The 13,068-nt window shown below is 73.9% G+C and carries 13 protein-coding genes and 7 tRNA genes; 11 read left to right on the forward strand and 9 right to left on the reverse strand.

Annotated elements, in window-relative coordinates:
* Window positions 1-121 precede the first annotated feature (121 nt).
* Entirely contained in the window at window positions 122-847 is a 726-nt protein-coding gene (locus AB0O53_RS23625; protein WP_365198010.1) for a 3'-5' exonuclease, read from the forward strand.
* Between the two features lie 61 nt (window positions 848-908).
* Here the strand turns inward: AB0O53_RS23625 and AB0O53_RS23630 are convergent.
* Window positions 909-980: transfer RNA gene (locus AB0O53_RS23630), tRNA-Val, on the reverse strand.
* Window positions 981-1,119: 139 nt separating this feature from the next.
* Here AB0O53_RS23630 and AB0O53_RS23635 point away from each other — a divergent pair.
* Window positions 1,120-3,471 (forward strand): SCO7613 C-terminal domain-containing membrane protein, encoded by a 2,352-nt coding sequence (locus AB0O53_RS23635; RefSeq protein ID WP_365198012.1) that lies wholly within the window; start codon window positions 1,120-1,122, stop codon window positions 3,469-3,471.
* An 89-nt stretch (window positions 3,472-3,560) separates the two neighbouring features.
* On the opposite strand, the gene AB0O53_RS23640 is transcribed toward AB0O53_RS23635, so the two are convergent.
* A tRNA-Val gene (locus tag AB0O53_RS23640) sits at window positions 3,561-3,632 on the reverse strand.
* Between the two features lie 45 nt (window positions 3,633-3,677).
* Window positions 3,678-4,172: a TIGR02611 family protein gene (locus AB0O53_RS23645; RefSeq protein ID WP_350996587.1), complete on the reverse strand. Its 495-nt coding sequence runs from the start codon at window positions 4,170-4,172 to the stop codon at window positions 3,678-3,680.
* A 176-nt stretch (window positions 4,173-4,348) separates the two neighbouring features.
* Between AB0O53_RS23645 and AB0O53_RS23650 the strand changes: the two genes are divergently transcribed.
* Together AB0O53_RS23650 and AB0O53_RS23655 are read left to right on the forward strand one after the other, a co-directional pair.
* Window positions 4,349-4,762, forward strand: coding sequence for an SsgA family sporulation/cell division regulator (locus AB0O53_RS23650; protein WP_030011909.1), 414 nt, complete (start codon window positions 4,349-4,351; stop codon window positions 4,760-4,762).
* Between the two features lie 197 nt (window positions 4,763-4,959).
* The gene (locus tag AB0O53_RS23655) at window positions 4,960-5,580 is read left to right on the forward strand and encodes a CGNR zinc finger domain-containing protein (RefSeq protein WP_030841698.1); all 621 of its coding nucleotides are present in this window, start codon (window positions 4,960-4,962) and stop codon (window positions 5,578-5,580) included.
* Here AB0O53_RS23655 and AB0O53_RS23660 read toward each other — a convergent pair.
* Both AB0O53_RS23660 and AB0O53_RS23665 read right to left on the reverse strand, forming a co-directional pair.
* The gene (locus AB0O53_RS23660; protein WP_173675212.1) at window positions 5,521-5,694 is read right to left on the reverse strand and encodes a hypothetical protein; all 174 of its coding nucleotides are present in this window, start codon (window positions 5,692-5,694) and stop codon (window positions 5,521-5,523) included. The genes AB0O53_RS23655 and AB0O53_RS23660 overlap by 60 nt on opposite strands.
* Window positions 5,695-6,158: 464 nt before the next feature.
* Window positions 6,159-6,605, reverse strand: a complete 447-nt coding sequence (locus AB0O53_RS23665) for a hypothetical protein (protein WP_350996584.1) — start codon at window positions 6,603-6,605, stop codon at window positions 6,159-6,161.
* 182 nt (window positions 6,606-6,787) lie between these two features.
* Here AB0O53_RS23665 and AB0O53_RS23670 point away from each other — a divergent pair, with 182 nt between their 5' ends.
* Entirely contained in the window at window positions 6,788-7,282 is a 495-nt protein-coding gene (locus tag AB0O53_RS23670) for a DsbA family protein (protein WP_350996582.1), read from the forward strand.
* Between the two features lie 26 nt (window positions 7,283-7,308).
* Here the strand turns inward: AB0O53_RS23670 and AB0O53_RS23675 are convergent, their stop codons facing one another.
* From AB0O53_RS23675 to AB0O53_RS23685, 3 genes are read right to left on the reverse strand one after another with little or no spacing between them, the layout of a single operon-like run.
* Window positions 7,309-8,151, reverse strand: a complete 843-nt coding sequence (locus AB0O53_RS23675) for a GNAT family N-acetyltransferase (RefSeq protein WP_350996579.1) — start codon at window positions 8,149-8,151, stop codon at window positions 7,309-7,311.
* Between the two features lie 43 nt (window positions 8,152-8,194).
* Complete coding sequence (locus AB0O53_RS23680) at window positions 8,195-9,016, reverse strand: aminotransferase class IV (RefSeq protein ID WP_350996577.1); 822 nt, start codon at window positions 9,014-9,016, stop codon at window positions 8,195-8,197.
* Window positions 9,013-10,095, reverse strand: coding sequence for a chorismate-binding protein (locus AB0O53_RS23685; protein ID WP_365198018.1), 1,083 nt, complete (start codon window positions 10,093-10,095; stop codon window positions 9,013-9,015). The genes AB0O53_RS23680 and AB0O53_RS23685 overlap by 4 nt, the downstream gene beginning before the upstream one ends.
* 180 nt (window positions 10,096-10,275) lie before the next feature.
* On the opposite strand from AB0O53_RS23685, the gene AB0O53_RS23690 reads away from it, so the two are divergent.
* From AB0O53_RS23690 to AB0O53_RS23710, 5 genes are all read left to right on the forward strand, one after another.
* Window positions 10,276-10,348: transfer RNA gene (locus AB0O53_RS23690), tRNA-Gly, on the forward strand.
* A gap of 39 nt (window positions 10,349-10,387) precedes the next feature.
* Window positions 10,388-10,461 (forward strand) — tRNA-Cys (locus AB0O53_RS23695).
* 1 nt (window position 10,462) lies between these two features.
* Window positions 10,463-10,534: transfer RNA gene (locus AB0O53_RS23700), tRNA-Val, on the forward strand.
* Window positions 10,535-10,553: 19 nt separating this feature from the next.
* A tRNA-Val gene (locus AB0O53_RS23705) sits at window positions 10,554-10,625 on the forward strand.
* Window positions 10,626-10,665: 40 nt separating this feature from the next.
* A tRNA-Val gene (locus AB0O53_RS23710) sits at window positions 10,666-10,740 on the forward strand.
* Between the two features lie 214 nt (window positions 10,741-10,954).
* On the opposite strand, the gene AB0O53_RS23715 is transcribed toward AB0O53_RS23710, so the two are convergent.
* The gene (locus tag AB0O53_RS23715) at window positions 10,955-11,164 is read right to left on the reverse strand and encodes a hypothetical protein (protein ID WP_381625941.1); all 210 of its coding nucleotides are present in this window, start codon (window positions 11,162-11,164) and stop codon (window positions 10,955-10,957) included.
* 521 nt (window positions 11,165-11,685) lie between these two features.
* Between AB0O53_RS23715 and AB0O53_RS23720 the strand changes: the two genes are divergently transcribed.
* A complete protein-coding gene (locus AB0O53_RS23720; protein WP_350996571.1) occupies window positions 11,686-12,888 on the forward strand; it encodes a serine/threonine-protein kinase in 1,203 nt (400 codons plus the stop codon).
* Window positions 12,889-13,068: the final 180 nt, after the last annotated feature.

Genomic DNA, 13,068 nt, shown 5'->3' on the forward strand with positions numbered 1-13,068 from the left:
CGCCGCAAACGGCGTACGGAACAAACAGCCCGGGTATCACCGATTCGGGCAGGGGCGGCACGTTCCGAGGCGGCGGCGCCCGGCTGCACCCCAACTGCCGACCGGGGACGAGGAGTTCGCCATGACACGCTGGTACGAGGGCCCGCTGGCCGCATTCGACACGGAGACCACCGGGGTGGACGTGGAGCAGGACCGGATCGTGTCCGCCGCGCTCATCGTGCAGGAGTGCGCGGGCGGCCGGATCCGCACGACGCGCTGGCTGGTCAATCCCGGCGTTCCGGTGCCCGCGGGCGCGACGGAAGTGCACGGCCTCACCGACGAGCACCTGCAGCGCCACGGGCGCTGGCCGGCGCCGGTGGTGGAGGAGATAGCCCGGGCGCTCGGCGAGCAGCAGGTCGCGGGCCGTCCGGTGGTGGTGATGAACGCTCCGTTCGACCTGACGCTGCTGGACCGGGAGTTGCGCCGGCACCGGGCGTCGTCGCTGTCGCGGTACCTGGACAACCGGCCGCTGACGGTGCTGGACCCGCGGGTGCTGGACAAGCACCTGGACCGGTACCGCAAGGGCCGCCGGACGCTGACGGACCTGTGCGCGCACTACGGGATCGAGCTGGAGGGCGCGCACGAGGCGGCGGCGGACGCGATGGCCTCGCTGGAGCTCGTACGGGCGGTGGGCCGCCGGTTCGCGTCGCGGCTGGAGCGGCTGACGCCGGCCGAACTGCACACGCTCCAGGCCGTGTGGCACGCGGCGCAGGCGCGGGGACTCCAGGCGTGGTTCGCGCGGCAGGGGACTCCGGAGGCGGTGGATCCGCACTGGCCGCTGCGGCCGGACCTGTCGGCGGCGGCGTAGGACGACACGGCCCCGGACATGCGGAAGGCCGGTCCGTCATCGACGGACCGGCCTGTCCCGGTGGGCGATACTGGGATCGAACCAGTGACCCCTTCGGTGTGAACGAAGTGCTCTCCCGCTGAGCTAATCGCCCGGGAACGCACTGAACAATACAGAAGCCTCGGGGCTGGTTCAAACCGCTTCCCCGGCCGGGGGCCGCCCGGAGGTACTCAGTCCGTACTTGAGTACCCCCGCCCATGTCCTGACCGGGTGACGGGCGCCACACTCCGCATATGAACTCCCCTCTGCCGCCGGCCGAAGAGCTGGCGCTCATCGACCGTGAGCTGGCCCAACTCGATGCCCGGCGCCTGTATTTGCTGGCCCGCCGGGACTGGCTGCTGCGCCTGCTCCGGCAGCCGGGCACCGCGGTGGCCCGCTGGGGACCCGCTCCTTCCGGCTCGCCCGCCTGGTCCGCCGGCCCCTCCGGGCCCGCGAAGGAGGCTTCGGCCCCCAGTGCGCAGAACGTGCTGCTGACCCTGGGCGCGGTGCTGCTGGCCGTGGCCGCGCTGGCGTTCACTCTGGTCAGCTGGGGCTCCATGGGGATCGCCGGGCGCTCGGCGGTGCTGGCCGTGGTGACGGCGGCGGCGCTGGCCGCGCCCGCGGTGCTGGTGCGCCGCGGGCTGCGGTCGACGGCGGAGTCGGTGGCCGCCGTGGGGCTGCTGCTGACGGTGCTGGACGCGTACGCGCTCTACGCGGTCGGGATGCCGGACGCCGACGGCACCGGGTACGCGGCGGGCGCGGCCGCGGTGCTGGCGGCGGCGTGGGCCGGGTACGGGTCGGCGCTGCGGACGCTGCGGCTGCCGCTGCCGGCGGCGGTGCTCGCGGCGCAGCTGCCGCTGCCGCTGGCCGCGATCGCGGCGGACGCGGGCGCGACGGGTCTCGGCTGGGCGCTGCTGGTGACGGCGGCGCTGGACGCGCTGCTGGCGCTGCGGGTCCGTGCGGCGGCGGTCCCGGCGGCGGTGCTGGGTTCGGCCGCGCTGCTGGTCGGCGCGGCGCAGTCGTGGTCGGCGGGCTCCGCGGGGCAGGCCCTGGCTCCGGCGGCGCTGCTGCTGGCGGGCGCGGCTCTGGGTGTGGCGGCCGCCTGGCGGGAGCCGCGGGCCTGGGCCGCGGCGCTGGTGGGCGCCGTGGCGGCGGTGGTGGCCGTGGGCGGCGTGGTCCGGCCCGAGCTGGAGCCGGGCTGGGCGGTGGTGGCGCACCTGCTGGTGGGCCTGCCGCTGCTGGCGGCGGTACGGGTGCCCGCCCTGCCGGAGGCGGTGCGGCGCGGGTCGGTCCTCGCCGGGGTGGTGGTGGGCTCCCTCGGCGCGCTGACGGCCGGTGGTGCCGCGGCGGCGGTGCTGGTGGCGCGACTGCGGGTGCTGGAGGAGGTGTGGGCGGCGACGACCCCGGCGGCGGATCCGTACGGTCCGGGGGCGGCGGCCGCGGTCGCGCTGCTGATGACGGCGGGGGCGGCCTGGTGGCTGTCGCGGGTGTCGGCGCGGCCGGAGCCCGTGGTGGCGGCGGTGGTCCTGGGCTGGGCGGGTCTGTTCACGGCGCCGGTGCTGCTCGGGTTCCCGGTGGCGGCGGTGTTCGCGGCGCAGCTCGCGGTCACGGGCGCGGCCGGGTTCCTCGCGCTGCGCCCGCCGTCGCGGGGGGCCGGGATCGCGGCGGCGGTGTGCGCGCTGGCGGGGGCCGGGAACGTGTCCCTGGGCGCGCTGGACGGCCGCGCGGCGACCTTCGCGGTCTGGGGCCTGCTGGGCGCGGGCTGTGCGGCGGGAGCGGCGTACGGGCCCGCGGCGCGGTGGGTCCGGTCGGGGGCCGCGGTGTGCGCGGTCGGCTGCGCGACGGGGTTGCTGGTGGCCGCGTCCGCGGTGACGGACCTGGCGGTGGTCTGGTGGGCGCTGCCGGTCCTGGCGGTCCCGGCGCTCGTGGCCGCGCTCGGGCCGCGGCTGGGCGCCGTACGACTGCCGGCCGAGGTCGCGGCGGCCGCCTCGGGGGTCCTGGCGCTGGTGCTGTCCGCGGGGCGGCCCGGGACGCTGGCGCTGGTCCTGGCGCTGGCCGGGGTGGTCTGCGCGGGGGCCGCGGTGCGGCCGGAGCGGCGGGCGCTGGGCTGGGCGGCGGGTGCGCTGTTCGTGGCGGCGACGTGGGTGCGGCTGGCGGAGGCCGGGGTGACGGCGCCGGAGGCGTACACGCTGCCGGTCACGGTGCCCGCGCTCGCGGTGGGCTTCCTGCGGCGCCGCAGGGACGCGCAGGCCTCGTCCTGGACGGCGTACGGGCCGGGGCTGGCGGCGACGCTGGTGCCGAGCCTGCTGGCGGCCTGGGGAGACGCGGGCTGGGTGCGCCCGCTGGTGCTGGGGGCGGCCGCGCTGGCGGTGACCCTGGCGGGGGCGCACCGGCGGCTCCAGGCCCCGCTCCTGCTGGGCGGCGCGGTGCTGGCGGCGGTGGCGGTGCACGAGCTGGCCCCGTACGTGGTGCAGGTCGCGGGGGCGCTGCCGCGCTGGGTACCGCCCGCGCTGGCCGGCGTACTGCTGCTGGCGGTGGGGGCGACGTACGAGAAGCGGCTGCGGGACGCGCGCAGGCTGCGGGCGGCGATCGGGCGGCTGCGGTAGGCGGGCCGCGCGGGGCCTCGGGCCACGGCCCGAGGCGGGAAACGCCAGAGGCCCGGAGACGGTGAATGTCTCCGGGCCTCTGGTCCGGGTGGGCGATACTGGGTTCGAACCAGTGACCCCTTCGGTGTGAACGAAGTGCTCTCCCACTGAGCTAATCGCCCGGACGCACCGCAAACATTACCCCATGTCAGCGGTGCTCTTTGCCATCACTGGTCCTTGAGGTCCCAGGGCAGGACGAGCCCGTACTTCCACAGGTAGAAGCCGATCAGGGCGCCCGCGATGACGAGGCCCGTGGTGGTCAGGATGATGTTGCGGCGGCGCACCTTCGGGTCGAGCGCCTTCTGCGCGGCCTCGGTGACCTTGCGCTTGGTCCAGCGCAGTACGAGGTGGGCCCAGGCGAACTCGGTGGCCCAGATCGCCAGGCCCGCGAAGATCGCGACCCAGCCGGGGCCGGGCAGGACGAGCATGGCGACGCCGGCGGCGATCACCGCGAGGCCGACGACGAAGACGCCGACCTGCCAGCTGAGGTGCAGGCTCTTGCGGGCCTTGATGAAGGCGGGCGCCTTCGACACGTGCGGCGTTTCCTCCTCGGCCTCCGCCCCGGTCTCCGCCGCGGCCTGCGCGGCGGTTTCCGTGGCGGTTTCCGTGGTGGTGTCACCCGTAGCGGACTCGTTCGTTCCGCGGTTACTCCCCGTATTCATGGGTCGAATCTACCCGAGCACGAAGCACACGGGAACGGCGGTTTGGATCCGCCGTCCGAGGGACCCAGAGGTCCGCAAAACGGTCAGAGGGGTTTACAACGACACCGTAGGTGGCATGTCGATTTCGCCGACGTGCGAATCCCCGAGCGCACACTGAGCGAAAGGCCCTGGCGCTTATGAACACCACGGTCAGCTGCGAGCTGCACCTGCGCCTCGTTGTGTCGAGCGAGTCCTCACTGCCTGTTCCCGCGGGCCTGCGGTATGACACGGCCGACCCCTACGCCGTGCACGCCACCTTCCACACCGGCGCCGAGGAGACGGTCGAATGGGTGTTCGCCCGCGACCTCCTCGCAGAGGGTCTCCACCGGCCCACCGGTACCGGCGACGTCCGCGTCTGGCCCTCCCGCAGTCACGGTCAGGGCGTCGTCTGCATCGCCCTGAGCTCACCGGAGGGAGAAGCGCTTCTCGAAGCACCCGCCCGAGCCCTGGAGTCGTTCCTCAAGCGGACGGACGCCGCGGTTCCACCCGGGACCGAGCACCGGCACTTCGACCTCGACAAGGAGCTCTCCCACATCCTGGCCGAAAGCTGAGCCAGACTCCCGGCCGCTCGACACCGTCCGACTCGGGGCGACGGTGCGGAGCGGACAACCACATACGCGTGCGCCGGCGCTGTTCCCGCGGAAGCCACCCGCGAGGACGGCGCCTGTGTGCTGCGCGGGGACCGGCTATTGTCGGGCGGCATCGGCGGCGCGCCCGTCGCCGCAGGCCCGGCCCCCAGGGAGACACCGTGCAGATCCCACACGACACCCGTCGCGCGCTCGACGTCGTCGTCGCGCTGGTGAACACCGCGGCCGAACCCGACCAGCCCGACGGTCTCTCGGACATCGGCGCGCTGCGCGGCTTCGTCCAGGAGTACTCGATCAGCGACGTCGGCGAGCTCGGCGCGCGCGACCTGGCCGGCGTCCGGACCGTGCGCTCGAAGTTCGCCCAGGTCTTCGCGGCGCCCAGCGCCCGCGCCGCGTCCGTGCTGATCAACGAGCTGGTGGCGACCGCGGGCACCACGCCGCAGCTGACCGACCACGACGGCTACGACTGGCACGTGCACTACTTCGCGCCGGGCGCGTCGGTGGGCGACCACCTGGCGGCCGACGGCGGCATGGCACTGGCCTTCATCGTGGTCTCCGGCGAACAGGAACGGCTGCGCCGCTGCGAGGCCCCCGACTGCCGGCGCGCCTTCGTCGACCTCTCGCGGAACCGCTCCCGGCGCTACTGCGACAGCCGGACCTGCGGGAACCGGCTGCACGTGGCGGCGTACCGGGCCCGCCGCAAGGAGGCCGACGCGGGGCCGTCAGAGCAGGAAGAGATCGTGCACGGCGGCGAGCAGCAGCAGGATCCCGATCACCGCTAGGAAGATCATCAGCGGCGGCTGGGAGAGCGCGAACAGGCAGCCTCTCGGCTCGTCGGCGACGGGGTCGGGTACCGGGACGGGCACCGCGGGGTCACTCTGCGATGTCTCGAACATGTCGCGCCGATGATGGCGCAGCGGTCCGCCCCGCACGCCTCAACACGCCAACACGCGCGCGGCAGTTCGCTCGATCTTGTGGACGTGACCCGATCCGGCTCCCACACCCCCGCCCGCCGTGCTTCCCGCCCCTCCCGGCGGATGCTGCGCCTGCCGACTGCCTCGTCCGCGCCTGCCATGCGCCCTGGCAGCTGCCCCAGGGCAGGGCCACTGTCATTCAGGGGCACGGGCAGCCTGACCGGCCGCTCCGGCCCGTGACCGCCAGGCCCGAGGAGAGGGAGGACCCGTGGGTTATCAGGTCAAGTGTGGGTCGACCAGGACCAAGACCGGCAAGCCGTGCCGGAATCCCGCGATGATCGGCTACCCCCGCTGCCAGCAGCACCGAGGCGACTGGAACCGACCGCAGCGGAAGCAGACCAAGAAGCGCTGACCGGCCGCGTGCCCGATCCGGCCTGCGGTCGTCGTCAGATGCCGTGCTTCTTGAGGATGGCCTCGATGTCGGAGAAGTCGTCCGCGGGTGCGGCGGGCGGCTGGTCGCGGCGGGTGGCGGCGGGGGCGGCGGTGCCGAGGGAGGGCTTGGAGGCGGCCGGGGCCACGGCCTCCGGGGAGGTGCCCGCCTTCGCCTTCTTCTTCGCGGGCTTCCCGGAGCCGCCCAGGCTGCGCCGCTCGACGGCGCGGGTGGTGTAGAGGATCAGCCAGGCCAGCCCCAGCAGCCCGAAGCCGATCCAGACGGTCGGGTTGAAGACGATGCCGGTCAGCCACTCCACGACACCCGTCAGCACGAGGCCGACCGGCACCAGTGAGTACGCGGCGATCCGCGCGGCGGCCAGGAACCGCCTGCGGTAGGCGGTCACGGCGGCGATGCCCAGGCCCGCCGCGGACACCGCGGAGCAAATGGTCTCGGCAAGCATGCGGTCCTCCGGGAGTCCTCGGCGGCGGGGTGTTCCGTCCCCGTCCGTCCATCGTGCACCGACCGCCGCCGCAGGGGCCAGGCGATGAACCGCCCCGGCCCCGATCTCCGGGAGATGTCGGGGTCGGATCTCCTCCCCAGGTCCCGGTCGGCGGGCCGGGCCGGGGCTGGGAGACTGTCCGCATGACCGATTCCGTGATCCTCGACGTCTGGTGCGAACTGCAGTGCCCGGACTGCCACCGCGCCCTGGACGACGTCCGCGCCCTGCGGGCCCGCTACGGCGACCGGCTGGACATCCGGCTGCGCCACTTCCCCCTGGAGAAGCACAAGCACGCGTTCGCCGCCGCGCAGGCCGCCGAGGAGGCCGCCGAGCAGGGCCAGGGCTGGCCCTACGCCGAGGCCCTGCTGGCCCGTACCGCGGAGCTGTCCGAGCGGGGCGAGCAGGTGCTGCTGGACGTGGCCCGCGACCTGGGCCTGGACGTCGAGGAGTTCGACACGGCCCTGATCGACGGCCGGCACATCCTGATCGTCGACGCCGACCAGGCCGAGGGCAAGGCCATCGGCGTGACCGGCACCCCGACCTACGTGATCGACGGCGAGCGCCTCGACGGCGGCAAGAGCCAGGAGGGCCTGCGCGCCCGCATCGAGGAGATCGTCGACCGCCTCCTCGCGGCCTGATCGCCGGACACCCCCTGGATCAGCCCCTAGATCAGCTCCTTCGAGGCGTTCACCGCGATGTCCCGGTACCCGAGCGACTCGTAGAGCCGCCGGGCCGGGGTGTTGCCCTCCACCACGTGCAGGCCCAGCCGGCTCCCTCCGGCGGCCAGGACGGTCCGCTCGGCGAGCAGCATGAGGGCCCGCCCGTGGCCCTGCCCGCGGTGCTCGGGCGCGACCTTGACGTCGTACACGTACGGGACCGCGCCGAGGCCGGGCAGTTCGCACTCCCCGATCCAGACGGTGCCCAGGGTCTCCCCCGCCGGGGTCTCCAGCAGGAGGAAGTCGGTCCCCGGCGTGTCGGGGCCGTCGGGCAGCATCCTGGCGTGTTCGGCGCGGGAGGCGGCGACCCCCTGTTCCTCGGTCATGCCCGGGGCGGTGAGCCGGCGTCCGTACTCCACGATGCCGGGCTCCAGCCAGGCGTCGAACTCCGCCCGCGTCATCGGCCGGCCGATGACGCCCGCGGGGAGGTCCGGCGGGCGCTCCGGCAGTTCCTTGACCATGACCCGGCCGGTCTCCCGGTAGCCGAGGGCCGCCGCCATCCGCAGCGCCGGTCCGGCGTCGGCGGGCACCGACACCGCGATCCCGGTGCAGCGCCAGGAGCGCAGCACCTCCTCGGCGGCGAGTGCGGCGACCGTGCCGCGGCCGCGCCGGCGGTCGCCCTCGTCGATCCACAGCCCCCGGATGACGCCGATGCCCGGCTGGGCGGCGGACCGGGTGGCCAGTTCGAGCGTGCCGACCCGGCGGCTGTTGACCCGGACCTCGTAGGCCCGCCGCCGGGTGCCGTCACTGTTTCGCTGAAGCGGCTGCGCGGGCCGCAGGGTGGTGGTCATCACTTCGAGTTCTACCTGCCCGGCGGCTCCGCGTCACCGGTGTTCACGGATCGAGGTCGTCGCCGGCCTTCACCTGGAAGATCCGCATGACCTCGGCGGTGACCGGTCCGGGCCCGGTGCCCAGGTCCCGGCCGTCGATGCGGACGACCGCCTGGGCGTCGCGCAGCGAGGAGGTCACGAAGACCTCCTCGGCCTGTTCCAGCACCTCGAAGGAGAGGTCGGTCTCCTTGGCGCCGGCCCACTCGACGACGAGGGCCCGGGTGATGCCGGCGAGGCAGCCCGATTCCAGCGGCGGGGTGTGCAGTTCCCCGTCGAGCACGACGAACACGTTGGAGCCGGTGCCCTCGCAGAGCCGGCCCACGGTGTTGGCCAGGAGCGCCTCGGACGCCCCCGCGCGGTGCGCGGCGGCGAGCGCGACCACGTTCTCGGCGTACGAGGTGGTCTTCAGGCCGGCCACGGCGGAGCGCTCGTTGCGGACCCAGGGCACCGTGACGACGGCGGTGGTGTCCGGGCGGCGGGGGGACGCGGCGACGGCGGCGATCAGGGTGGGCCCCGCGTCGCCGCGGTCGGAGCCGAGCGGGGCGACGCCGCCCGTGTAGGTGACGCGCAGCCGCCCGTGTTCGACGGGTTCGGCCTCCAGGACGGCGGCGCACGCGCGGCGCACCTCGTCGAGGTCGGGGTCGGGCAGGCCCAGGCCCCGGGCCGAGCGGGTCAGCCGCTCCAGGTGGCGGGTGAGCGCGAAGGCCCGGCCGTGCTCCGTCTTGAGCGTCTCGAAGACGCCGTCGCCCACGGTGAGCCCGTGGTCGAGGACGGACACGGTCGCGCTGTCGACGTCCTTCAGGGCTCCGTCGAGCCAGATCCTCATGGTGCGGTCCTTCCCGTCGTACCGTTCGCCCCCTGGGGGCCGCTTGTCTCCCGGCCCGCGGCGACGCGCAGCAGGCGCGCCGCCTTGAGCTCGGTCTCCGCCCATTCGCGGTCGGGGTCGGAACCCCACGTGATGCCGGCCCCGGTGCCGAAGAGCAGGCGGGGGGCGCCGGGTGCCTCCCGGTCGATCCAGAAGGTACGGATGCCGACGGCGAGCTCGCCGGTGCGGCGGTCCGCGTCGACCCATCCGATGCCCCCGCAGTAGGGGCCGCGCGGGGCGGTCTCCAGGGCCTCGATGATCCGCAGGGCGGAGGACTTGGGCGCGCCCGTGACGGATCCGGGCGGGAAGGTCGCGGCGAGCAGTTCGGGCCAGCCGGCCCCGTCGGCCAGTTCGCCGCTCACGGTGGAGACGAGGTGCACGAGCCCGGGGTGCTCCTCTATGGCGCACAGTTCGGGGACGGAGACCGAGCCCGTGGCGCAGACCCGGCCGAGGTCGTTGCGTACGAGGTCCACGATCATCACGTTCTCGGCGTGGTCCTTGGGCAGGAGGTCGTCGGCGGTGCGGCCGGTGCCCTTGATGGGGCCGGACTCGACGCGGCGGCCGTCGCGGCGCAGGAACAGCTCGGGCGAGGCGGTGGCGATCTCCACACCGTGCGCCGCGAGGCGAATCGTTCCTGCGTAGGGGGCGGGGTTGCCGCGCGCGAGGAGTGCGGTGAGGGCGTCGACGTCGGCGCGGTCCGGGCGCGGCAGCGGCGCGGACATCACCCGGCAGAGGTTGGCCTGGTAGACCTCGCCGGCCGCGATGTGCTCGCGGATGCGGCGTACTCCGGCGACGTACGCGGCCCGGTCGAGGGAGGAGGTCCACTGATCGGCGTCGGGACCGGTCCAGGCCCCGGGGACGGGCGCGGGGACCGGGTCGGGCCGCACGTCCCCGAAGCGCGCGCAGACGAGGCGCCCTTCGAAGTCGGCGGCCACCGCCCAGAAGCCGGTGGAGTCGAGGGCCGCGGGGTCACTGGTGACATCCCGCAGGTCGGTCGCGAGGAGGCCGCCGAAGCGGGCCATGGGGGGCAGGTCGTGCACGGCTGCGAGTCTATGACCGGCGACGCGAGGGCGCCGGTGCGGTGACGGCCGGGTGACCTGTGGTGATCGAGCGGCAGCACGCTGCGGAAACGCGTTTTTGAGCTGGCCCGGGAATCCGCTAGAGTTCAACACGTCGCCAGGGAGCGAAGGGGGAAAACCCCGGAGCGAACACGGTGACCTGCGGACGTAGCTCAGTTGGTAGAGCACCACCTTGCCAAGGTGGATGTCGCGAGTTCGAGTCTCGTCGTCCGCTCGAAGTGGGGGATCTTCCCGAGAACCCCCGCAGCTCCATGGTGGAGTGGCCGAGAGGCGAGGCAACGGCCTGCAAAGCCGTCTACACGGGTTCAAATCCCGTCTCCACCTCCAAGGACGATTAGCTCAGCGGGAGAGCGCTTCCCTGACACGGAAGAGGTCACTGGTTCAATCCCAGTATCGTCCACTGATCCGCAAGGATCCCCGCGCGATTAGCTCAGCGGGAGAGCGCTTCCCTGACACGGAAGAGGTCACTGGTTCAATCCCAGTATCGCGCACGCAGTACACGCATCACCTGCGGTTTCGCACCGCGGTCCCGCGCGATTAGCTCAGCGGGAGAGCGCTTCCCTGACACGGAAGAGGTCACTGGTTCAATCCCAGTATCGCGCACCACCGGAAAGCCCCGGCCGTCCTCACGGCCGGGGCTTTCGCGTTCCTCCACACGGGTGCGGAGCTTCTGCGCGGGCGTCAAAAAGGGTGCTGCCCGCACGACTCCCCAGTCGTACGGGCAGCACCCTTCACCTGCCGTCCGTCGCGCCCCCGTCCCCACGGGGTACGACAGGCCGATGTCCCGGCCCGGGCCGCTCTCCCGGGCCCGGGGCGCCGCTCAGCGCCCCGGCATCATGCCCACGGACGACGCCTGTGCCGCCAGCTGGTCGAACCCTCCGAAGAGGAAGAGCAGCAGGGCGGCCAGGGGGAGCACCATGGCCGCTGCCACCAGTGGGTGGCGGGTGCCGGACTCATGGCTGTTGAACGCGAATGCCTTGCGTCCCTGCCGTGCGATGTCCGCCATGGTCCTCTCCCTGTCGTCTGGCAGCGGCGGGCTCTTGACCTCGGGGGACGAGTGCATCACCCGCCGCTTGACTTCAACACTAGGCGGGCGGAAGGCCTCAGGCCTCATGCCCTCGTACCCACTTCCGGGCCTCCAGGAGGATGAGGGCGACCGCGCCGCGTACTCCCCTGGGTGGAGACCGTCCCCCTTGCGTCGGGGTCATCCCGGAGGGGATGACCGGAGGGTAGTGACTTCCCTCACTTCCGTCACTCCCTGTTCATGCGTGTCCGCCGATCGGGCATCGGCAAGATCGACTCCGGTTGCGGCGGCGCCGGTGCGCGCTCCGGCACACTCCCACCTGCGCCGGAGCGCCAATCCCCTTGCTTGAAGGGCTGTTTGGGCCTGCGGCCGGCCTCCTCCGGGGCGGCGGGCGGGATCCCTGAAGCTCTCTCAAGTGTGCTGTGCCGCACTGACAATCGAATCTCCCGACGAGGGCGCGGCCTCTGAGCGCGCATGCCGGATGGTCCGTAAGCTGTGGCAGGTCAACAGGACGACCGGTCAGCGGGGTGGACATGGCGATGATGCGGCTCCGGCGCGAGGACCCGCGTGTCGTCGGCTCGTTCAGACTGCACCGACGGCTCGGGGCCGGCGGCATGGGCGTGGTCTACCTGGGATCGGACCGGCGCGGGCAGCGCGTCGCGCTCAAGGTCATCCGGCCGGACCTGGCCGAGGACCAGGAGTTCCGCTCGCGGTTCGCCCGCGAGGTGTCCGCGGCCCGGCGGATCCGGGGCGGGTGCACGGCGCGCCTGGTCGCCGCGGACCTGGAGGCCGAGCGGCCCTGGTTCGCGACGCAGTACGTGCCCGGGCCCTCGCTGCACGACAAGGTGGCCGAGGAGGGCCCCCTGACGGCGGCGCAGATCGCCGCAGTCGGCGCCGCGCTCTCCGAGGGCCTGGTCGCCGTGCACGAGGCGGGAGTCGTCCACCGGGACCTCAAGCCCTCCAACATCCTCCTGTCCCCCAAGGGCCCCCGGATCATCGACTTCGGGATCGCCTGGGCCACCGGGGCGAGCACCCTCACCCATGTGGGTACGGCCGTCGGCTCCCCCGGCTTCCTCGCGCCCGAGCAGGTGCGCGGCGCCGCCGTCACCCCGGCCACGGACGTCTTCGCGCTCGGCGCCACCCTCGCCTACGCGGCCACCGCCGACTCGCCCTTCGGGCACGGCAGTTCCGAGGTCATGCTGTACCGGGTGGTGCACGAGGAGCCGCACCTGCAGGGGGTCCCGGACGCGCTGGCGCCCCTCGTACGGGCCTGCCTGGCCAAGGACCCCGAGGAGCGGCCCAGCACGCTCCAGCTGTCGATGCGGCTCAAGGAGATCGCGGCCCGCGAGGCCCAGGGGCTGTCGGACGGCCGCCCGCCGGCGCAGCGGGCCCGGACGGAGCGGCCGACGGGCCGACTGCCCGAGGGGGCGCTGGACCACGCGGAGCAGCGTACGGAGCGCCGTACGGGCGGTGGCGCGCCCAGGCCGCAGGGCGGCTCGCCGAGCGGCCCGCACTCGCGGCCCTCCTCCTCGCGCAACCCGCGCAGCCCCGGGGGTCCGTCCTCCCGGCCGACCGCGGGGCGCACGGGCGGTCGTCCGGCGCCCAGGACGACGGGGACGGGGCGGCGGCCTTCGCGGCCGGACCCGAAGCTGATGCGCCAGCGCCTGATCGTGTTCATCGTGGTCACGCTGATCGTGGCGCTGGGCATCGCGGCCGCGCAGAAGCTGTAGCGCCGCGCGGCCGGGGCACGGAACGGGAGCGGGCCTCGCCGGGGCGCGGGGCCGGGAGCCCGGCCCCGCCGGACACCCCCTAGGTCGTCTCTTTCGGATCTTGTCGGCCGAGCCCGCGTTGTCCGGTGCCGTGCATCGCAAGGCGGAGGAGCTCCTCGCGTACTGGGCGTACTCGGGAGC

Origin of the sequence: Streptomyces erythrochromogenes, assembly GCF_040684695.1 — a bacterium.
Taxonomy (GTDB): Bacteria; Actinomycetota; Actinomycetes; order Streptomycetales; family Streptomycetaceae; genus Streptomyces; species Streptomyces erythrochromogenes_C.

Bases quoted from the DNA above. Each gene is read 5' to 3' on its own strand.
- AB0O53_RS23625 (WP_365198010.1), top strand. From the start codon at position 122: ATGACACGCTGGTACGAGGGCCCGCTGGCCGCATTCGACACGGAGACC.
- AB0O53_RS23635 (WP_365198012.1), top strand. From the start codon at position 1,120: ATGAACTCCCCTCTGCCGCCGGCCGAAGAGCTGGCGCTCATCGACCGT.
- AB0O53_RS23645 (WP_350996587.1), bottom strand. From the start codon at position 4,172: ATGAATACGGGGAGTAACCGCGGAACGAACGAGTCCGCTACGGGTGAC.
- AB0O53_RS23650 (WP_030011909.1), top strand. From the start codon at position 4,349: ATGAACACCACGGTCAGCTGCGAGCTGCACCTGCGCCTCGTTGTGTCG.
- AB0O53_RS23660 (WP_173675212.1), bottom strand. From the start codon at position 5,694: ATGTTCGAGACATCGCAGAGTGACCCCGCGGTGCCCGTCCCGGTACCC.
- AB0O53_RS23665 (WP_350996584.1), bottom strand. From the start codon at position 6,605: ATGCTTGCCGAGACCATTTGCTCCGCGGTGTCCGCGGCGGGCCTGGGC.
- AB0O53_RS23670 (WP_350996582.1), top strand. From the start codon at position 6,788: ATGACCGATTCCGTGATCCTCGACGTCTGGTGCGAACTGCAGTGCCCG.
- AB0O53_RS23675 (WP_350996579.1), bottom strand. From the start codon at position 8,151: ATGACCACCACCCTGCGGCCCGCGCAGCCGCTTCAGCGAAACAGTGAC.
- AB0O53_RS23680 (WP_350996577.1), bottom strand. From the start codon at position 9,016: ATGAGGATCTGGCTCGACGGAGCCCTGAAGGACGTCGACAGCGCGACC.